The 20,116-nt window shown below is 56.8% G+C and carries 17 protein-coding genes; 11 read left to right on the forward strand and 6 right to left on the reverse strand.

Annotation, left to right across the window (positions count from 1 at the left end; genetic code table 11):
- Positions 1-5 precede the first annotated feature (5 nt).
- Positions 6-197, reverse strand: a complete 192-nt coding sequence (locus H7846_RS03145) for a hypothetical protein (protein WP_186695087.1) — start codon at positions 195-197, stop codon at positions 6-8.
- A gap of 72 nt (positions 198-269) precedes the next feature.
- Between H7846_RS03145 and H7846_RS03150 the strand changes: the two genes are divergently transcribed.
- The 3 genes from H7846_RS03150 (at position 270) to H7846_RS03160 (ending at position 6,323) form a co-directional block, all read left to right on the forward strand.
- Positions 270-1,178, forward strand: a complete 909-nt coding sequence (locus tag H7846_RS03150; RefSeq protein WP_186695088.1) for a hypothetical protein — start codon at positions 270-272, stop codon at positions 1,176-1,178.
- Positions 1,179-1,222: 44 nt separating this feature from the next.
- Complete coding sequence (gene alaS, locus H7846_RS03155) at positions 1,223-3,904, forward strand: alanine--tRNA ligase (RefSeq protein WP_186695089.1); 2,682 nt, start codon at positions 1,223-1,225, stop codon at positions 3,902-3,904.
- Positions 3,905-4,061: 157 nt separating this feature from the next.
- Positions 4,062-6,323, forward strand: a complete 2,262-nt coding sequence (locus H7846_RS03160; RefSeq protein ID WP_186695090.1) for an N-acetylmuramoyl-L-alanine amidase — start codon at positions 4,062-4,064, stop codon at positions 6,321-6,323.
- A 443-nt stretch (positions 6,324-6,766) separates the two neighbouring features.
- On the opposite strand, the gene H7846_RS03165 is transcribed toward H7846_RS03160, so the two are convergent.
- Entirely contained in the window at positions 6,767-7,309 is a 543-nt protein-coding gene (locus H7846_RS03165) for a dihydrofolate reductase family protein (RefSeq protein ID WP_186695091.1), read from the reverse strand.
- Between the two features lie 378 nt (positions 7,310-7,687).
- Here H7846_RS03165 and H7846_RS03170 point away from each other — a divergent pair, with 378 nt between their 5' ends.
- The gene (locus H7846_RS03170) at positions 7,688-9,337 is read left to right on the forward strand and encodes an aminotransferase class V-fold PLP-dependent enzyme (RefSeq protein ID WP_186695092.1); all 1,650 of its coding nucleotides are present in this window, start codon (positions 7,688-7,690) and stop codon (positions 9,335-9,337) included.
- Between the two features lie 31 nt (positions 9,338-9,368).
- Here H7846_RS03170 and H7846_RS03175 read toward each other — a convergent pair whose 3' ends face one another.
- On the reverse strand, positions 9,369-9,845 hold the full coding sequence (locus H7846_RS03175; RefSeq protein WP_186695093.1) for an SRPBCC domain-containing protein: 477 nt from the start codon (positions 9,843-9,845) through the stop codon (positions 9,369-9,371).
- Between the two features lie 203 nt (positions 9,846-10,048).
- Here H7846_RS03175 and H7846_RS03180 point away from each other — a divergent pair, with 203 nt between their 5' ends.
- Positions 10,049-11,173, forward strand: a complete 1,125-nt coding sequence (locus H7846_RS03180) for a DUF6599 family protein (RefSeq protein ID WP_186695094.1) — start codon at positions 10,049-10,051, stop codon at positions 11,171-11,173.
- A 112-nt stretch (positions 11,174-11,285) separates the two neighbouring features.
- On the opposite strand, the gene dinB is transcribed toward H7846_RS03180, so the two are convergent.
- Complete coding sequence (gene dinB, locus H7846_RS03185; protein WP_370561330.1) at positions 11,286-12,380, reverse strand: DNA polymerase IV; 1,095 nt, start codon at positions 12,378-12,380, stop codon at positions 11,286-11,288.
- A 63-nt stretch (positions 12,381-12,443) separates the two neighbouring features.
- Between dinB and H7846_RS03190 the strand changes: the two genes are divergently transcribed.
- The gene (locus tag H7846_RS03190) at positions 12,444-13,319 is read left to right on the forward strand and encodes a PGN_0703 family putative restriction endonuclease (protein ID WP_186695095.1); all 876 of its coding nucleotides are present in this window, start codon (positions 12,444-12,446) and stop codon (positions 13,317-13,319) included.
- 6 nt (positions 13,320-13,325) lie between these two features.
- Here the strand turns inward: H7846_RS03190 and H7846_RS03195 are convergent, their stop codons facing one another.
- Positions 13,326-13,655, reverse strand: coding sequence for a DMT family protein (locus tag H7846_RS03195; protein WP_186695096.1), 330 nt, complete (start codon positions 13,653-13,655; stop codon positions 13,326-13,328).
- Between the two features lie 56 nt (positions 13,656-13,711).
- Here H7846_RS03195 and H7846_RS03200 point away from each other — a divergent pair, with 56 nt between their 5' ends.
- A complete protein-coding gene (locus tag H7846_RS03200) occupies positions 13,712-14,410 on the forward strand; it encodes a YggS family pyridoxal phosphate-dependent enzyme (protein ID WP_186695097.1) in 699 nt (232 codons plus the stop codon).
- An 8-nt stretch (positions 14,411-14,418) separates the two neighbouring features.
- On the forward strand, positions 14,419-14,730 hold the full coding sequence (locus H7846_RS03205; RefSeq protein ID WP_186695098.1) for a DUF167 domain-containing protein: 312 nt from the start codon (positions 14,419-14,421) through the stop codon (positions 14,728-14,730).
- Here H7846_RS03205 and H7846_RS03210 read toward each other — a convergent pair whose 3' ends face one another.
- The gene (locus H7846_RS03210; protein WP_186695099.1) at positions 14,731-15,993 is read right to left on the reverse strand and encodes a glycoside hydrolase family 28 protein; all 1,263 of its coding nucleotides are present in this window, start codon (positions 15,991-15,993) and stop codon (positions 14,731-14,733) included.
- A gap of 288 nt (positions 15,994-16,281) precedes the next feature.
- On the opposite strand from H7846_RS03210, the gene glpK reads away from it, so the two are divergent.
- The 3 genes from glpK to H7846_RS03225 are packed head-to-tail and all read left to right on the forward strand — an operon-like array spanning position 16,282 to position 20,081.
- Positions 16,282-17,787 (forward strand): glycerol kinase GlpK, encoded by a 1,506-nt coding sequence (gene glpK / locus H7846_RS03215; RefSeq protein ID WP_186695100.1) that lies wholly within the window; start codon positions 16,282-16,284, stop codon positions 17,785-17,787.
- Entirely contained in the window at positions 17,784-19,343 is a 1,560-nt protein-coding gene (locus H7846_RS18055) for a glycerol-3-phosphate dehydrogenase/oxidase (RefSeq protein WP_304487886.1), read from the forward strand. Before glpK ends, H7846_RS18055 begins: the two co-directional genes overlap by 4 nt.
- The gene (locus H7846_RS03225) at positions 19,344-20,081 is read left to right on the forward strand and encodes an MIP/aquaporin family protein (protein WP_186695102.1); all 738 of its coding nucleotides are present in this window, start codon (positions 19,344-19,346) and stop codon (positions 20,079-20,081) included. It begins immediately after the preceding gene.
- Positions 20,082-20,116: the final 35 nt, after the last annotated feature.

Raw genomic sequence — 20,116 nt, forward strand, 5'->3', positions numbered from 1 at the left:
GTTCGCTAGATGGCTCGCAGGACGCGAGCCGGAAGGAAGAAGAGTGCAGCGATTAATTCGAAAGCACCGCCCACGACGATTCCAACCAATCGGAATGGCAATAGCAGCAGCCAGATCAGTGGATAAAGCAGTACGGCGGCAATTGCAATCGGCCAGCAGGTAACGAGCAGAAGACAGAAGAGGAGTAGTTTCAGCATTGGTATATCTCTCCTATGCTCGATTACGCCTGCGGCCGGTGAAAAGTTCCCGCACCGTAAAATGAGAGCGCAATGGAAGATCTGGACCGCATTGTGGCGGTGGACTGGTCAGGGCGCATCGATGCGGCAGGACAGCGCAGGCATATTTGGGCAGGCATCTGGAGCGCGGGTAAGGTATCGCTCGAAGCGGGGCGCACTCGTGAGGAGCTGATCGAATGGCTGATCGCAATGTCGCGAGAGACCCCGCGAATGGTGGTGAGCTTCGACTGCTGTTTCAGCTTCCCGGCCTGGTTCCTGACGGAGCATGGCTGCGTCACGGTTTTTGAATTCTGGAAGAAAGTAGCCGAAGGCCAGGGAGAACGGTGGCTGGCGCGTGAGTGTAAGGAGATCGAACGCGATGTGCGATTCTGGGGCGCTCCTCACAAGCGGCCTGAGGAGTTCTGCGGCGAGAATCTGCATCGCATGTTGCGGCTGACCGATGTCGATAACAAGGTGACTCCAAAGCTGATGGGGGAAGACCCGGAACGAGCCGCAAAGGTGAAAGGGATTACTCCGAAGTCGCCATTCCAGATCGGAGGATCGGGCAGCGTCGGGACAGGAAGCTTGCGGGCGATGCCGTTCCTGCTGCGCATGTGGCAGTCGGGGTTTCGAGTGTGGCCTTTCGAGTCGGCTCGGCTTGAAGGGGTGAAGCCTCAACCGTTGGTGGTGGAGATGTATACGCGACTGATGACAGGTGCGGTCGCGAAGAGTAATGAGACAGCTCGGAAAAATTATTTAGCTGCGAAGCGAAAGATGGATTCGCTTTATTCGGGACTGGGGCGAAACGTAATGCAAAAGGCCCAGACCAGCGAAGACGCCTTCGACGCTCTGGTCAGTGTGCTTGAGATGGCTCGCTGGTCCGGTGAGTTTGCGAGATTGAAGGCGACAAAGGATGATGCGCTGCGGTTAGAGGGCATTACCTGGCGGCCGAGAATCCGCTAGACCCGATAAATCCGATTCCTACACGCTGATAAACTTAAATTTCTATGAGCTACAGGTCAGGAAGCCAGATTCGCGAAGATTTTCTGCGGTTTTTTGAGGGCAAGGGACACCGTCGAGTGCACTCGTCCTCGCTCGTTCCCGCAAACGATCCCACGTTGCTGTTTACCAACGCAGGAATGAACCAGTTCAAGGATGTCTTCCTGGGCCTGGAGAAGCGCGATTATGCTCGCGCCACGACCTCGCAGAAATGTGTGCGCGCCGGTGGCAAGCATAACGATCTGGAGAACGTCGGCTTCACCCGCCGTCACCACACCTTCTTCGAGATGCTGGGGAACTTCAGCTTTGGCGACTATTTCAAGAAGGACGCCATCGCATACGCATGGGAGCTTCTGACCTCGAAGGATTGGTTCGGGATCGACCCCGCGAAGTTGTACGTCACGATTTTTGAAGGTGATGAAGGTGTGCCTCGTGACGCTGAGGCCTACCAGTTCTGGCTCGACGCTGGCGTTCCCGCTGAGCGCATCTTCGAAATGGGGGCAAAGGACAACTTCTGGGCGATGGGCGATACCGGTCCGTGCGGTCCTTGTAGTGAGATCTATTATGACCTCGGCCAGGCTGCGGGAGAAGATCCTTCGGTCAATAAGTCCTTTGGTGAAGACGAACAGCGTTATGTCGAAATCTGGAACCTTGTCTTCATGCAGTTCGACCGCACGATCACTTCTAGTGGCCCGCTGCTCACTCCGTTGCCGAAGCCGTCGATCGATACCGGCATGGGCCTTGAGCGCATCGCATGTGTACTGCAGGGAGTTCTTTCGAACTTTGAGACCGATCTGTTCACGCCATTGATTAAGCGCGCCGAGCAATTAACTGGACACAAGGTTCAACCAGACCATGAGGTTGACGATCGTTCCCAGGCTTCTTTGCGCATCATCGCTGACCATGCGCGAGCAGCGACGTTTCTCATCTCCGACGGTGTTCTTCCTTCGAACGAAGGGCGCGGTTATGTGCTGCGTAAGATCATGCGCCGGGGCATCCGTCATGGCCGTTTGCTGGGGCAGGAGAAGCCCTTCATGCACGAAATGGTCTATGCCGTTCGTGATGAGATGGCCGCGGCCTATCCGGAACTGAAGGAATCTGCGGATCGTGTGACAAAGGTGGTGCTTGCTGAAGAACAGCAGTTTGCACGCTCCCTGGAGCTTGGTCTGCGCAACATGACCGAGGAGACGCTGCGCGACGGTGTGAAGGCATTCAGCCTCTACGAGACCTTCGGTATGCCGCTCGACTTCATGGTCGATGCTGCTCGTGACGCAGGCATTCAGTTCGATATGGATGGCTTCGAGCGCGCTCGCTCCGAAGAGCAGGCCCGCGCCCGCGCATCGTGGAAGGGCGGCTCACAGAAGACGGCGGCTCCGGTGTATCGCGAACTCGCCAAGACCGAGTTCGAAGGCTACTCATCGCTGAAGGTTGAAGGCGCGAAGATTCTCGCGCTGGTTAAGGATGGCGTTGGCGTGCCGGAGCTGAAAGCTGGAGAACAGGGCGAGGCCGTGCTCGATGCGACCAGCTTCTATGCGGACTCGGGCGGTCAGGTCGGTGACACTGGCTGGCTGTACTCGGATGACCACAACACCATCGTCGCCGATGTCTACGGAGCGACCAAGCCGGTGCAGGGTGTCTTCGCTCATAAGGTGAAGGTCCGGCAGACGCTGGCGGTTGGCGACACGGTCGACACTGTTGTGAATGCGGAGAATCGTCGCTCCACCGAGCGCAATCATACTGGAACTCATCTGCTGCACGCCGCTTTGCGCGAGGTTCTTGGCAAGCACGTCAAGCAGGCTGGCTCGCTGAACGATGCGACGCGCCTGCGGTTCGACTTCTCGCACTTCACCGGTGTCGCGGAGGAAGAGCTTGAGCAGATCGAGAACATCATTAACCAACAGGTTTTCGCCAACACCAAAGTCGAAACCCTGGTCGATGTTCCTATCGATGTAGCCGTCAACGAACTTGGCGCGATGGCACTCTTCGGTGAAAAGTACGGCGAACGCGTTCGCGTGGTGAAGATTGGCGATTTCTCCACCGAGCTCTGCGGAGGAACCCATACGTCAGCGACGGGTGAGATCGGAGTGCTCAAGCTGGTGGGCGAAAGCTCTGTCTCCTCCGGTGTCCGTCGTGTTGAAGCGGTCAGCGGAACGGGTGCGCTCAGCGAGTTCCGGCGCGGCTTCGATGTCGCCCGAGTGGTCGGACAGGTAGTGGGCGCAACCAGCGCGGCTCCTGCGGATGCTCTTCGCCAGCGACTCGCCTCGCAGGAAGAAGAGATGAAGAAGCTGCGCCGCGAGCTTGAGCAGATGCGGATGAAGTCGGCTTCAGCAGCCGTCTCCGACGCAGCCTCCTCCGCAGTTGAGGTGAAGGGCGTCAAGGTTCTTGCGCAGCGCGTCGATGCGCTCGATAAGAGCCAGATGCGCAACCTCGTCGACGAGCTGCGTGGCAAGCTGGGTTCCGGTGTCGTGGTGCTGGGCGCTGCGGCCGATGGCAAGGTCTCGCTGATCGTCGGAGTTACAAAAGATCTGACTGGCAAGGTGCAGGCAGGCAAAGTAGTTAGTCAGCTTGCAGCTTTGGTAGGCGGCAAGGGAGGCGGAAGGCCTGACCTCGCCGAAGCCGGCGGGAGCGATGCTGGCGCGCTCGATGGTGCCTTGTCTAAGGCGTCTTCTGTTGTTGAAGGTTTGTTATAGATTCTTTGTAATGCAGGTGATCGGGACGAAGAGCGGTCTTCGTCCCGATTATTTTTTATAGGAAAAGTTGCGCTGGTTTTGTGGGGGTATCGCAGGGAGTACCGCCTGAGTTTTCACACAGAGGAGCGGTCACCCGACCTCTTAAACTGAAGTTGCGATGTTGGTGTGCAAGAAGCTGCGGGGTCTCGGGGTATGGTGTGCTGTTTGCGCAGCAGGACTAAGTTGTGCCAGTGCCATTGCTGCAAAGCCCTCGAAGACGAGAGGTTCTGCGCAGAAGCGTGTTGTTGAACTGACTCCGTGGGAGAAAGCCTCACAGGGACGCGATACGCTGGAGGCGATTCCGCATAACAACCGCAAGCGTGCTGACTATACGCGCGCAATGGACCGGTTCCGCGATATCTATCATCAGAATCCCGGAAACAAGTATGCACCCCCTGCTGTAAATGCTGTGGCTGAGTTGCTGGCTGAGCAGGGACGCGATCTCAACGACACCAAGAGTCTGAAGGATGCCATCGCGCAGTATGAATTTCTTCGAAGCCAGTATCCTGGCAGTTCGCTGCGCGTGAATGCTTTGCTGGCCGAGGCGCAGATTTATGAGAATGATCTGCATGACTCCGCTGGGGCAAAGGAAAAATATGCACTCTTCGTTAAGCTGTATCCGCGAAGCGAGCGGATCGAAGAGGCAAAGGCAGGTCTGGCATCGTTGAAGGCCGGGAATAAGACGCAGGCATCAGCGAGCAGCGAACCGCGAATTACGAAACGCCATACGAGAGAGACGCAGAGTAAAGAGCCTGCTATGTCTTCTCGTGATGCGGGTATGAGTTCGCTTGCTCCGATGCCGACGACCGCTGCTGCTGCGAGCAATTCACAGCCACGTCGCAGTACAGCGATTCCTGTGAGTTCGAACACAGATCAAAACCAGCCGACAGCTGCAGCCACCAATTCCGGTATCCAAAACGGACCATCGCATGTGGCTTCTATGACCAGTCGGCATGGCTTTGCGCAGGTTTCGGGAATCCGTCACTGGTCGACCCCGAACTATACGCGCGTGGCAATTGATCTTGGGGACGACGTGACCTATGAGGCTGCGCGCGTTCCGAATCCTGATCGCATTTATTTCGATCTTCACGATGCACGGCTGGCGCAGGATCTCGTCGGCAAAAACTTTACCGTAACCGACGATGGTTTTCTCAAGCGGATTCGTGCTGCACAATTCTCGAACGACGTCACCCGCGTCGTCCTGGATGTGAACGATGTTACGGAGTACTCGGCGTTTCTATTGCCGAACCCCTATCGCCTCATCATCGACATTCACGGCAAGGGACAATCGACACAGATTGCTACTAACAACCCTGAGCCTCAACCGCAGACGAACACTGCTAATGTTCCGGCTCCAAGAACTGCACCGGATGACAAACCATCTTCGCGGCGTCCTGTGCCGAACTCTGTGGCGACGAACAATGCTGGTGCGACAACCGAAGTGGCATCTCTGAGCGATCAACCCGGCAAGATCGAGGCAACGAAGGCCCCCACCTCGAATCCAATCGCTGTGGTTTCAAGCGCGCACGCAGACGATGCGGACAGCTCTTCCTCAAACGCGGCTCGCAGAAGCCGTCGTGGTAAAGCTGCAGCGACCAATCCGGCGACACCCGCGCGTGCGGCCGTTCCTACAGCCGATGGAGAGACTTCGCTGGTGCGCGCTCTCGGCCTCAAGATCGGCAGAATCGTGATCGATGCCGGTCACGGCGGTCACGACTCTGGAACCATTGGAGTCGATGGCCTGCAGGAGAAGGACGTTGTGCTCGACGTAGCGCTGCGACTGGGTAAGCTACTGCATGAACGACTTGGCGCCGAGATCATCTATACGCGCTCGGACGACACCTTTATCCCGCTCGAGACGCGCACTGCGATTGCGAACAAGGCACAGGCCGACCTGTTTCTCTCAATCCATGCCAACTCTTCGCGTGACCCCAGTGCTCGTGGAGTCGAGACCTACTACCTGAACTTCACCTCGCAGCCGGACGCTCTGGAAGTGGCCGCTCGTGAGAACGCGGTGAGCGACCAATCAATCCATCAACTGAGCGATCTGGTTAAGAAGATCACCTTGAAGGACAAGATCGACGAGTCCCGCGAGTTTGCTTCCAACGTAGAAGAGAACCTCTATGCGGGGCTTCAGCGTGGAAACGCCGGGCTGAAGAATCGCGGAGTTAAGAAGGCTCCCTTTGTGGTGCTGATCGGAGCGAACATGCCTTCGATCCTCGCAGAGATCTCATTCGTGACGAATCCGCGGGATGCGGAGCAGCTTCGCCAGCCGGAGTACCGGCAAAGGGTTGCGGAGAGCCTCTATAAGGGAGTCGAGAAGTATGAGGCCGGTCTAAGCGGCACTCGTACTCCTGTAGAGCGGGCCAGCACGAGATAGCACCCCCTTGTTTTTCACGCAAAGTATTCTAAAGCAAAGACTTATTGGTGGACTTCTGCCGCAAAGTATTCGAAATAAATAAGTTAGATGTCAAAATATAGATAAGCAAGGACTTAGCTTAGAGATAAAGCAGGCCCATTCGACTTTGCTCCGTTGCGGAATGACAACGATTCGGGCCCCTTCTTCTATTGTATGGAATGGAACGGGGTGATTCTGCAATTGGTATCTCGTTCAGGATCATAGAGTTGGGCGAAGTTAGGGCTTGACAGGTTTTGATCCTGGAAAAATGCTGACCCTCAGTGGTTAAAGCCGCTTCCCGGCTTCGCGCAGTCAATCGGGGATTTCTCCGCTTCGGTCCTGTGGGCCTTCGGTCGAAATGGCATTCGGGAAGGTGCTGGCAGCATCGCTTAGACACTTGTGTCGTGATGGTTCCCAGAGACAGATTATTTAGGGTTGATGATTTCGTACTCGCTCTGAACGAGGCCGTTGGGGTAATGTCGGGTCGCGATGTGGTTAAGAAGGAGGTCGGTGGGGAGAGAGCCGAAGAGTGGAATGCCTTCTCCAATGAGGACAGGGACGCGGGTAATGGTGAGGTTCTGGATAAGGCCGGCACTCAGGAAGCGCTGCACGGTGACGCCGCCGTCGACATAGAGGTGTTGGGCTCCGCTGGCGGCGAGTCTAGCGACGATTTCGGAGGGAGGGCCGGACATCTGTTCGACCGTGTCCTTCGGTACGCCGGGCAGGGTGGAGAGATTGAGATGCGTGCTGCTTAGGACGACGACGCGCTTTGTGCCGTAGGGCCAGGGCGGTGTGAAGCTTAGGACGAATTCGAAGGTCTTGCGGCCGATGACGATGGTGTCGACCTGAGCGATGAACTCCTCATAGCCATGGGGTTCGCTGCCTCCGCGCTCGAGGAAGTCGAGACCGCCATCTAGCCTCGCAATGAAGCCATCGACGCTGGTTCCAACAAAGACCGAGGCTTTCATTCCGCAAATTTAGTCTTTGTTACGGATGGCGGTAAAGGGCTTTATCCATGTTCTAAGGGCTTATTGGAGAGGGTGGGTCATGTCGCAGCGGACCGTAGGCTCTACCTTTGCCGCGCAAACTCTGCTTAGGATGACACGAGTTAGAGAGACAGGAATATGTCACCCCTCCAGTGGATCGTTTGACCCCCCTGCATGCTCTCTTTTGGCATGGCTAAAGCCATGCGCTTAACGGAGCGGTTCGCGAGGATGCGCGAATGAACCCACATCCATCCGGTTCGCCACATATTTTTATTGGCGTAGGTCATCTGCCCGATTGAGGACGTGAGCCGAATTGCGTAGAGTGGTCGGAACTCTTAAAAATTGTTTGAGGTGAGATCCATGGAGTCAGGGAAGAAGGGCTGGTCGCGTCGTGATGTTCTGAAGAACACAGGTTTGATCTCGGCTGCGGGAGCGGTGGCTCCGGCTTGGAGTGTTGCACTGGCGGCTCCGGTAAAAGGCGCCTCTGCTGCTTCAGGAGCATCGATGGCAGGGCAGATCCTGACCAAGGACCAGGTTCCTTTCACGGACGGCAATTTTCAGGACAACCTCTACACGCGGATTGGTGTGCGTCCGCTGATTAATTGTCGCGGAACCATCACGGCGATCAGCGGATCGACCTCGTTACCCGAGGTGAAGCAGGCGATGTACAACGCCTCGCTGTATCACGTGAGGCTGGACGAGATGATGGAGGCGCTGGGCGCTGAGTTCGCAAAACTGAGCGGAGCGGAGTGGGGCGTTGCGACCACTGGAACAGCGGCCGCAACCTGTCTTGCGACCGTGGCCTGCATCGCAGGAACGGACGTCGAAAAATCACAGGCCCTTCCTTATATCAAGAAGAAGGACCAGGTCGTGATCCCGAAGACCTCGCGCAATCCCTATGACATTGGTGTACGCATGTGCGGGGTGGAGCTGGTGGAGTTTTCGTCTCCCGAGGAACTGCGCGAGAAGATCAGCGAACGCACGGCGATGATGTATATCCTTGCCAATCCAAAGTGGGACGACACTCCCATGAGCACGAAGAATCTAGCTGCCATCGCGAAGGAGCATGGGGTTCCGGTGTTTGTGGATGCCGCAGCGACGGAGCTGGATCTGCCGAATCCTCATATTGAGGCAGGCGCGGACCTGGTGGCGTACTCCGGTGGCAAGAACATGCGGGGGCCGCAGTCCTCAGGTCTGCTGATCGGGAAGAAGGACCTGTGCAAGGCAGCGTACTTCCAGGGAGCACCACACCATAATTATGGTCGCGCGATGAAGATCAGCAAGGAAGAGGCGATGGGGCTGCTGGCCGCAGTTCGTGCATGGCGCAAGCGCGACCACGAGGCCGAGCAGAAGATGTGGATGGGCTGGGCGCAGTCGATCGCGGACCGTATGCAGGGGCTGCCTTCGGTGAAGGCGACAGCTTATCCTGCGACCCAGAAGGGCTCGATCGACCGCAGTCCGGGCGTACGGATCAGCTGGGATGCCAATGTCGTCGGCATTACCGGAACGGAGATGGCCAAGCTGTTGGATGAGGGGACCCCGCGCATCGTTCTGGGAGGCACGGGCACCCGTCCGGACCACATGGAAAGCTCGGTGAACATCAACGTCTACATCATGACCCCGGCTGAGATAAAGATTGTTGCGGACACGATTTATCAGCATCTGAAGAATCCACCGCGCTTTGAGAATCCGGTGGTTCCGAGTGGAGCACCTGCTTCAGTGGCGGGGACATGGGCAGTAACGATCCACTACCTGCGGGGGACGGGTGAACAGCAGTTTGTGTTGAAGCAGGATGGCAACGCTGTAACGGGAGATCAGCACGGCGAGATCTACAACACGACGATGTCGGGAGCGGTCCATGCCAATGAGATCGCGTTAACCAGCGTATTGCCGGTGACCGGTTACCCGCTGACCTGCCACTTTACCGGAAAGGTAGACGGCAATCGGATGTCGGGCACAGTGACGCTGGCTGAATATGGCACGGCAGAGTGGGAGGCTGTGCGGGGGTAGGATTTGAGCGATAGCGATGGAACAGGATTCGTTATCGCTCGAGAAACTTTGCAAGTTGCTTCAGACTTAGCTGTGCGCCGGCATCGTTGTCTTCTGGCCGAAGGCCGGGAGGAAGATTGGTGAAGCGCAACGTCACGTTGGTTCCATCAGCGACTTCGTCAAAGTTTGCAATCATGGCCATCTCGCCGTGGAAGGACGGATCGTCGCTGACAAAGCGAATCGATTCGACGATTCGATAAGGCGGGTCGAGTTCTACAAAGCGGACATCGACCCGATCTTCCTTCGCTGAGGTTTTTCCACGGAAGTTTTTCTCGTTTTCTGGGTAGAACAACGACATGGAGTAACCTCCTCCTATGTGCGCGTCGAAGGAGTAAATCTCTGCTCGCATCTGGGCAGGAGGAAGCCATGCCAACAGCGCGTCGCGATCGAGGAAGGCTGCATAGGCTTGCTGGCGATCGGCATGGATGAGTCTTGATGTCGAGGTTGTCGCCGGTTCTTTATTTGTCACGATTTGCATCTCCTACTCGGAAAGATAACCAGCATAAAGGATTCACAATGCATGCTTCGGGAGCTTTTTCGGATTGCGTGGTGTCTATCTATAGATGCAGCTGTGGGCGTTCGCGTGGAGCGTGTGCAGTGGTGTAATCTGCCCCTAGTAAGGCGGTTTTTATGGTTCCAGGCTGGCTCCTGAAAAAAAATAGAACGCAACGGATGTTGTTCAGCTTTGTTGTGGGCGGGGCTATCCTGAGCGGAGCCATCGGCCATGCCCAGGACACGAAGACAACCCTGGTTGAGCCTCCGGCGCCGTTGCTACCGCAGCAGATCGGTGACTGGGTCCGTCAAGAGAAGCCAGCAGACACGACGTTGCAGCCTGAGAATGACCAGAAGCTCGATACGGTTCTTACAGAAGACGGTCTGAAGCGAAGTGAGCAGGCAATCTACCGAGAGAAAAACGGGCCTGCAATCACGGTGACGGCGAGACAGTTCGTCGATGCGACTGGGGCACATGCTGCATATAGCTACTTTGAGCGTCCGGCTCCGGTTTATCGGGGCGCGGGACTTGGAGATGAAACGAGTCTGAGTGGCGACCACTACCTCTTCCGTAGCGGAGCGAGTGTGGTGGAGGCGACCGGTGGACGAGGCGAGAAGGTTGAAGCTCTGCTGAATCGGGTCCAGGTGGGGTTGCCGAAGGTGAGCGGACCGAAGGGAGTTGCTCCACTGCTTCCAACGTTGCTGCCTGAGAAGGGGCTGGAACGGGATTCGGTGAAGTATGCCCTGGGGCCGGTGAGTTACGAGGCGATGGGTGGTGTGTTGCCTGGACAGATCCTCGGGTTCGATAAGGCTGCCGAGGCAGTGACGGCGCGATATGCCGGTAAAGGGAAGCTGACGCTGCTGTTCTATCCCACGCCCGAGATTGCAGGAGCGAAGCTGCGGGCGATCCAGGCAGAGATTGAAAAGCAGGGCAAGACCGCGGGGACAGTGGTGATGCGTCGTTCAGGCACGTTTGTCTTTTTGACGACGGGTAACTGGTCGTTGGCGGAGGCAAAGTCGCTGGTTGGAGGGATTCATCCTCGCATGGAGGTGACGTGGAACAAACCGATACCTCCGGAGTTCCACACCGAGGTGCAGAAGACTTACAGCCTGCTGGCCAGCATCGCGATCTTCTGTGGCTTTGGCGCACTGGCTGCCGTTGTGCTTGGTCTGTCGCTTGGGGCGGGACGCGCGGCGATTCGGGTACTGCAAGGCAAACCTGCGGCGACGGAACCGGAGTTTCTTCGCATTGATCTGAGCGGAAGTCCGGCCCCGATCCAGAGAGACAGTGGGCGAAGCAGTTAGGCGAATGCGGGGATTTCTCCACTCCGCTGCTGCGCAGCTTCGGTCGAAATGACACTTTTTTGGGAGGTAGCGCGGGTCCTTCGACTGCATCATTGCTGCGCAATGACTTCGCTCAGGATGACATATCTGGGTGGGGACAGAAGAGGGGATGCGAAGAGGTGTCCTCGGCCTCTTGAAAGTTGTGAAGACCAACGCCGACCAGGCGATAGAGCTGGTTGGCCGCGTCTACGCGTTCTCTGAGAGCCAGGGCGATCTCGACCAGTTCCTCGCAGGAAGATGGAGGGGCAGTTGCGGTATGGCTTCGAGTGAGGATGCTGAAGTCCTTTGTCTTCAGTTTGAGTACGACAGTACGCGCGATGCGCGTTTCTTTGCGTGAAGCGGTCCAAACTTTTTCGGCGAGTCGGCGAATCATCGGTTCTGTTTCTTCAAGAGGAAGATCGCGTTTGAAAGTGTCTTCGGCAGAGATCGATTTGGTGGGTCTGTCGGGAACGACAGGGTTGCGGTCGATACCGCGGGCCAGTTCGTAGAGACGTATTCCATAACGACCGAAGTTCGCTTCGAGGATGGCGAGGTCCAGGTTGCGTAGGTCGCCAACGGTCTTGATGCCGATCGTCTCCATACGTTTTTCCGTCACTTTGCCTACACCGGGGATTCGGTAGACAGGCAGGGGTGTAAGGAAGCTCTCGACCTCATTGGGTTGAATCACGAAGAGGCCGTCCGGCTTCTTCCAGTCGGAGGCGATTTTTGCCAGGAATTTATTGGGCGCCACACCTGCCGAGGCGGTCAGGTTTAGTTCTTCGCGAATCTGCTGGCGGATGGTTTTGGCCACGCGGGTCGCCGTGGGCAGATCGGTCTTGTTGGAGGTGACGTCGAGGTAAGCCTCGTCGAGGCTGAGAGGTTCGATGAGATCAGTGTGGCGTTTAAAAATCTCGCGTACACCTTGTGAGACAGCGCGGTAGCGGGAGAAGTCGGGCGGCACAAAGATAGCGCGAGGACAGAGCCGCTCCGCATGAACAGCAGCCATAGCGGAACGCACGCCAAATTTTCTTGCTTCGTATGAGGCCGCGCAGACGACGGAGCGATTGCCTTTCCATGCCACGATGACCGGCCTGCCACGCAGAGCAGGATCGTCGCGCTGTTCGACAGAGGCGTAGAAGGCGTCCATGTCGATGTGAACGATCTTTCGAGATGGTTCCTGTGCGATCAAGAACACCTGTCGAGAAGGCGCGGTTGAAGATTCGCCTTTTATTCCCCTATTATAGGGATCACTTTGAGGGGCGAACCATCAAATTTCGATGTTCCATGTTTCGAGGTCCCGGGCGGTCTTGGTCTTCGTACAGAGCTGAGCCTGCGGGCGCTGGAGTTTGCGAAGACTCGGAAACTTCTGCACGAACGGACCGATGGCGAAGTTCCGGGAGTTCTCTTTGGAGTGGATGACGAGGGTAGACATGGGAACTTTCATCCTCTTGCCTACGAGCAGATTCGAAGAACTTCAGAGTGGTCGAAGCGTTTCTGCAAGGTGCATACGGCCTTCAAACGGTTCCGGGCGAGAGTGAACTGGGAGTGGAAGGAGTTGGATTGCGCCCACAGCTCTGATGCGTTGTTGATGAGCATCTTCTGCCATCCTCAGGTTCTGACATCGGTGCGAGTACAGAGGTTGCTGGGGATTGAGGCTGAGGCTGTTCCAGAGTTCGGGTTCAAACCGAGAACTCCTTTATGCAATGGGAAGTACGACCATACCGAGATCGATATGAGGCTTGGAGAACTTCTGGTGGAAGCCAAGCTGACAGAATCGAATTTTCAAACCGCCAAATCTGACCTGGTTTTTCGCTATCGAGATCTGGAGAGAGTCTTTCTGCAGGACGAGCTTCCTTTACGAAACGGAATGTATCTTCACTATCAACTCATTCGTGGCGTTCTGGCCGCGTATGCGGGAGGCGGCTCATTCTGCGTGTTCTGCGACGCGCGGCGGCGCGACTTGATAGAGGCGTGGTATGCGGTGATTCGGGCTGTTCGTCTCTTCGATCTTCGCTGTTGTCTCAAATTGCTTACGTGGCAGGAGCTTGCGGCGGAGCTGCCGATGGAACTTCAGGAATTTCTTGGCATGAAATACGGAATCTTTGCGGTGGACTGCTTCTCCCGATAATGCTCTTTAGAATTTATGGAACATGAAGAAGGCCCCGCCAACCAGACAGCAGAAGGCGACGGCGTGGTTCCAATGCAGCTTGTCTCCAAAGTAAAACGTGGAGAAGACACCGAAGACCGAGAGGGTGATGACTTCCTGGATCACCTTGAGCTGGTCTGGCGTGAAAGTACGCGCCCCGATGCGGTTTGCGGGAACCTGAAGGCAGTACTCAAAGAACGCAATCGACCAGCTGACGACGATGACCTTCCACAATGGGACCTCGCGAAATTTGAGGTGGCCGTACCAGGCGAAGGTCATAAAGATATTTGAGCCAATCAGCAGAAGAATGGTCCACATGCGGGGTCGGGTCTCCGTGAAAAAGGGTGGTTGCAGCAAGTAAGATGCTGGTAGAGATGAGTATCGCGGAAAATATCGTACGTTTGAAGGATGAGATTGCCGTTGCATGCCGTCGTGCCGGTCGCAACGAGAATGAAGTTGCACTGATGGCGGTGAGCAAGGTTCATCCGGCAGAGGCCATTTTGGAGGCTTACGAAGCGGGGCAGAGGCTCTTTGGCGAGAATCGCGTGCAGGAGTATGAGCAAAAATCGACCGTACTTGCAGGGCTGAAAGATGCTTCGTTCCATCTGATCGGGCCGCTGCAATCGAACAAGACGAACAAGGCCGCCGAGCTTTTCGATGCGATTGACGCGGTGGACTCTCTTCGGATTGCACAGCGGCTCGACGCTGCTGCAGAGGCTCGGAGTAAACAGTTGCCGATCCTGATCGAGGTCAAGCTGAGCCACGAGGAAAGCAAACACGGTATCGCTCCTGAAGAGCTACCTTTGTTGCTGGATGCCGCCCGCGATCTTCGTTCAGTTGAAGTGGTTGGATTGATGACGGTACCGCCGTGGTCTGAAGATGCCGAGACGGCGCGGCCGTATTTCCGCGAGCTGAGGCGACTGCGCGATGAGGCGGTGAAGACCCATTCGAAGCTGACGCAGCTTTCGATGGGGATGTCGAACGATTTCCCTGTCGCCATCGAGGAAGGCAGCACCTGTGTTCGGGTTGGTACGGCCATCTTCGGAAAACGGGTCTATCCTGCTGTTCCGTGACTTTTGCCATGAATTCTGAGGGCCAGTTCGCTAACGATGTGCCAGATGGTTGCACTCTCCGGGTGCGGATTCACCCAAGCGCAAAAAAGAATGCGGTGACGGGAATCCACGATGGAGCTTTGAAGATTGCCTTGACAGCTCCACCCGTGGACGGACGCGCGAATGAGGCTCTGATTGCTTTTGTGGCAGAGCGACTGGGGCTTCCGCGGGCCCGGGTTGCGCTGGTTTCGGGGGCTTCGAACCGAAGCAAGCTTTTACGCATTACAGGAAGAAGCGCGGCAGAGGTCGGGGCGGCGCTTCTTCCCAGCGTTGATTGCTAATTATTTGAGATCGACCTTTGCGCTGGGAGCGATGTTGATCGCTTGCCCCTGTGCGGCGATGACATGCACATCTGAACCTTTTATCTCGGCAAAGGCGATGGTCATGCCTTTTTCTGCGGTGATGTTGACGTTCTTCAGGATGACGTTCTTCACCGGAGATTCCGGTAATCCGACGATCACGCCCGCGGTTCCGCTCTTGACCGAGTTTACGTTCTCGATGGTGATGTCATGGAAGAAGGGCGTCAGGCGAGTGATTGGAGCAGGCGCAACATCACCCTGTGGGAGGACCTTCGGGTAGTACTTGCTGATGAGGATGGAGGTCTTTACGTCTTCCATCGTGATGTCTTTGAAGCTGATGTTATCGACCTGATTGCCACGGTCACGATTGGCCTTGATGCGGATGCCCTGATCGGTCCCTTTGAAGTGAATCCGCTCTGCACGAATGTTGTTCGCTCCACCTGCTATTTCGGAGCCGATGGAGAGGCCGTGGCCATGCATAAACTCGCAGTCGGTAATGGTGATGTTGCGGCTGGGTTCGTCGGGACCGGGCGAGTTGATGATGCCGCTCTTGATGGCGATGTTGTCGTCCCCTACATCCGCGTAGACGTGATCGATCACCATGTTCGAAGAACTGAAGGGATCGATGGCATCGGTATTGGGTGAGTGCTGCGGTGCGAGGATGCGGACATTCCGGATGACCATATCGTCGGTGTAGTAGGGAACGACCTGCCAGCTGGGCGAGTTTTGGATGGTGATCCCTTCCATGCGCACATGCTTACAGTGGTCGAAGACGACGAGACGAGGGCGGAACTGCACGGCTCCTACGACCCCGGCATTGTGGGTCGCACGGACCTCAGCCCACCAGCTTTCGCCGTTACCGTCGATGGTACCGCTGCCGGTGATGGCGATGTTTTCGGCATTGGTTGCGCTCACGAGGGATTGGGTTCCGGGAGCTCGGAACTCGGTCTTAGCGGGGTAGTCGGCGTGATTGGGCGAACCCAACAGCGTCGTGCCCTTATCGAGGTCGAGAGCTACGTTGCTCTTGAGTACGATTGGAGCGGAGAGGAACGTTCCTCCGGAAAGCTTGACCGTTCCGCCACCTGCTTTGGCGCAGTCGTCAATCGCAGCCTGAATTGCCTGGGTATCCTTGGTGACACCATCGGCCTTCGCACCATAAGATCGAGCGTTGCAGACCTTGGCCGCCACGGGAAGTGAAGCGATCGCAAGGAGCGCGAAGGAGAGGAGGAGACTGCGATGGTTCATGATTGCCTTTCGCCGTTACGGGGTTCCTCGGGAATGATATCTGAAATTGGTCCTACCAAAACCGTTTTCCTGATAAATACAGGAAAAGCAGGGTCCGCTGGTGCTGATTGAGAGACGTCATTTACTTTTTTGAAGCAAAGTTAGCGCTAAATCTTATACATTGGCTCGTGGCTTCCAGACGGCGAGCGGAGAGACTAGAAAACGCTCACGCCGTTATTCCTGAAAAGTTTTTTTGTGCTGGGCAACAGAATTGTTGCAAGGCCCTTTTGTACCTAAAAGGAGGTTAAGTTGTCCGCTAAACGTTGCATCCTGGCTCTGGATCAGGGCACGACAAGTTCACGAGCGATGGTTGTCGATGAGACCGGCGCGGTTGTTTCTGTCGCACAGCATCCTTTCAAGCAGATCTTTCCCAAGCCCGGCTGGGTGGAGCACTCGCCCACCGAGATATGGTCTTCACAGAGTGGGGTAGTAACTGAGGCGCTGGCCAAAGTTGATCTGACAAGTCGCAGCATCGCTGCCATCGGCATCACCAATCAGCGTGAGACCACCATCGTGTGGGACCGCGAAACAGGCGAGCCAATCTATAACGCCATCGTATGGCAGGACCGCAGGACCGCAGAGTTCTGCGACAGATTGCGCGCCGATGCGGGCAGTATGATTCAGCAGAAGACAGGCCTGATTCCGGATGCGTATTTTTCCGGCAGCAAAGTTAACTGGATTCTTGCGAATGTTGAGGGTGCACGAGCAAAGGCTGAAGCGGGAAAGCTGGCCTTTGGTACTGTGGACAGCTGGCTGATCTGGAAACTGACCAAGGGCGAGCGTCACGTCACCGATGTGACGAACGCCTCGCGCACGATGTTGTTCAACATTCACACGATGGAATGGGACGAGGAGTTGCTGAAGCTGCTCGGCGTGCCGCGTTCCATGTTGCCCGAAGTGGTGGCTTCGAGTGGCGTGTGCGGGACGGCAAGCGGTTTGGTTCGAGATGTTCCCATTGCAGGGATCGCTGGTGATCAGCAGGCGGCGCTCTTCGGGCAGATGTGTACTTCGCCGGGCATGGCGAAGTGCACCTATGGCACTGGAGCCTTTATGCTGCTGAACATTGGCCAACAGCCGATGACTTCAAAGCATCGCCTGCTGACGACAGTTGCATGGAAGATCGGCAATACGGTTGAGTATGCCTTTGAAGGCAGCATGTTGATGGCGGGTGCTGTGGTGCAATGGCTCCGCGATGAATTGCAGCTGATCCGTACCTCTGCGGAGATTGAGAGCCTGGCGGCATCGGTCAGCGATGCGAATGGGGTGGTCCTGGTGCCGGCGTTTGCGGGTCTGGGAGCTCCACACTGGGACCAGTACGCTCGTGGGGCGCTGGTCGGACTGACGCGTGGATCGTCGCGCGCGCACATTGCTCGAGCAGCACTCGAAGGCATCGCGTTGCAGGCAACCGATGTTCTCGAGGCCATGCAGGCGGACTCGGGTCTCTCACTTTCGCAACTGCGCGTGGATGGAGGAGCGGCGGCGAACAATTTGCTGATGCAGATTCAGGCAGACGCGCTGGGCATTGAGGTGGTGCGTCCGAAGAACGCCGAGGCAACGGTGATGGGAGCGGCGTATCTGGCGGGTCTTGCGGTTGGATACTGGCCGGATCAGGAAGCGATTGCGAGCCAGTGGCAGATGGATCGCATCTTCCAGCCTAAGATTGGGCAGCAGGAGCGGGACAAGGTGCGCGCGACGTGGCGTCGCGCACTGGAACGGGCCAAGCAGTGGACGAAAGAAGAGGAGACGGCAAGTTGAGCGATCGCGCTGAAATTTTGCGCAGGCTTGGTGAGCAGACAGAGTGGGATGTGCTCGTCATCGGTGGAGGGGCGACTGGCCTGGGAGCGGCTGTAGAGGCTGCTTCACGGGGCTACAAAACGGTGCTGATTGAGAGAGCAGACTTCGCTAAAGGAACCTCAAGCCGCAGTACGAAGTTGGTGCACGGTGGTGTGAGGTATCTGGAGCAGATGAACATCACGCTCGTGGTGGATGCATTGCGCGAGCGCGGGTGGATGCTGGAAAACGCTCCCCACCTGGCGCACAACCTCTCATTTGTGGTTCCAGTCTTTGATTGGTTCGGGCTTCCTTATTATGGCTTCGGTCTGAAGGTGTATGAACTGCTTTCGGGCAAGCTATCGCTGGGCCCTTCGCGGATGCTCTCTGTGAAGGAAACGGCGGAGATGCTGCCGGGAATCAGGAAAGAAGGGTTGCGTGGCGGTGTGCTCTATCACGACGGACAGTTTGATGATGCCCGCTATGCGATTGCCTTGATGCGAACCCTCGAAGATTTGGGAGGAACTGCAGCTAACTATGTCGAAGCGACCGGCCTGATCGAGCACAACGGCAAGACCGTCGGGGTGCAAGCGCGTGAGATCGAGAGCGCTGCGCGATTCGAGTTGCGGGCGAAGGTTGTGATCAATGCAACGGGCGTCTTCACCGAAAGCATCCTGAAGATGGACAACGACAGCGAAACGCTGCTCTCGGTGAGTCAAGGAACGCACTTTGTTCTGCCACCCTCGTTTCTTCCGGCGACAAACGCGATGATGATTCCGAAGACTTCAGATGGGCGCGTTCTGTTTGCGATTCCGTGGCATGGCGCGACTGTGGTCGGTACGACCGATGAAGCGGTCGTACGCGCCAGCGTGGAACCGCATGCGATGGCCAATGAGCGCAGCTTCCTGATGGAGCACATCACCAAATATCTGGGACGCAGGCCGAAGCGCGAGGAGATTCTGAGCGTGTGGTCTGGCTTGCGTCCGCTGGTTCGCAAGGGCGGGGGAGCAACCTCGAAGCTGTCGCGGGATCATACGATTCTGATTCGTCCTTCTGGTCTGGTGACGGTGACGGGAGGCAAGTGGACGACTTACCGGAGGATGGGTGAGGACACGATCAACCGTGCAACAGAGGTTGCGGGATTGAAGAAGACTTTATCACAGACCCGTTCGCTGCGGCTGCATGGATGGACCCGGGAGATCGCGAAGGCTGAGTCGGACCGTGTGTATGGATCAGACCTGCCGCAGTTGGAAGAGCTCTCCCAGCAAGAGGCTTCGTTGAATGAGTTGGTGCATCCGCGGCTTCCTTACCGGATGCGCGAGGTCGTGTGGGCCGCACGACATGAGATGGCAAGGACGGTCGAAGACGTTTTAGCGCGGCGGACGCGGGCGCTGTTTTTGGATGCGCGGGCCGCGATCGAAGCTGCTCCGCGTGTTGCGGATGTGCTGGCGCGAGAACTTGGGCGCAGTGAAGAGTGGAAAGCACGCGATCTCGAGGGTTTCTATGCAGTCGCAAATGGGTATGTGTACGAGGGCGAGTGAATGATCGATTGGTCTCCTGTGATTGGTGAGTTTGTCGGGACGTTTGTCCTGATTGTGTTGGGCAACGGCGTTGTTGCAGGCGCGCTGCTGAAGAGGTCGAAAGCTGAGAACGCCGGATGGATCTCTATCACTGCCGGGTGGGCCATTGCTGTCTTCGCCGGTGTAGCAGTGAGTGCTGCTCTGGGAGATGCCGATGGACATCTGAACCCGGCGTTTACGGTGGCTTCTGTGATGATGACGGGCCATGCCGAGCGGCTCGTGACATATATTCCGGCGCAGGTGTTGGGTGCGCTGCTGGGAGCAGTCGCGGTGTGGTTGCAGTACAAGCCGCACTGGGAGCTGACTGAGAATGCAGGCTTGAAGCAGGCTTGCTTCTGCACAGCTCCGGCGGTGTATGCCCCGGTATGGAACCTGGTGAGCGAGATTCTGGGAACTTTTGTACTGGTGCTGGTGGCGACGGCGTTGTTCTCAAAACGAATTGCACCGGCGGGTGTCGCTCCAGGGCTGGGACCGTTGCTGGTGGGATCGTTGGTGTGGGGAATTGGTCTGTCGCTAGGAGGAACGACAGGGTATGCGATTAATCCGGCCCGCGATCTTGGCCCCCGTATTGCACACTCCCTACTTCCGATTGCAGGGAAGGGGAGCTCAGGGTGGAGATATGCCTGGATTCCGGTGCTGGGTCCGGTTCTGGGAGCAGGGCTTGCAGCGGTGGTGATTCGCGGATTGAAGATGTTTTAGTGCGTATTGGCCAATAAGCAGATGTACCCACCTGC

This window comes from Edaphobacter sp. 4G125 (genome assembly GCF_014274685.1).
Taxonomy (GTDB): domain Bacteria; phylum Acidobacteriota; class Terriglobia; order Terriglobales; family Acidobacteriaceae; genus Edaphobacter.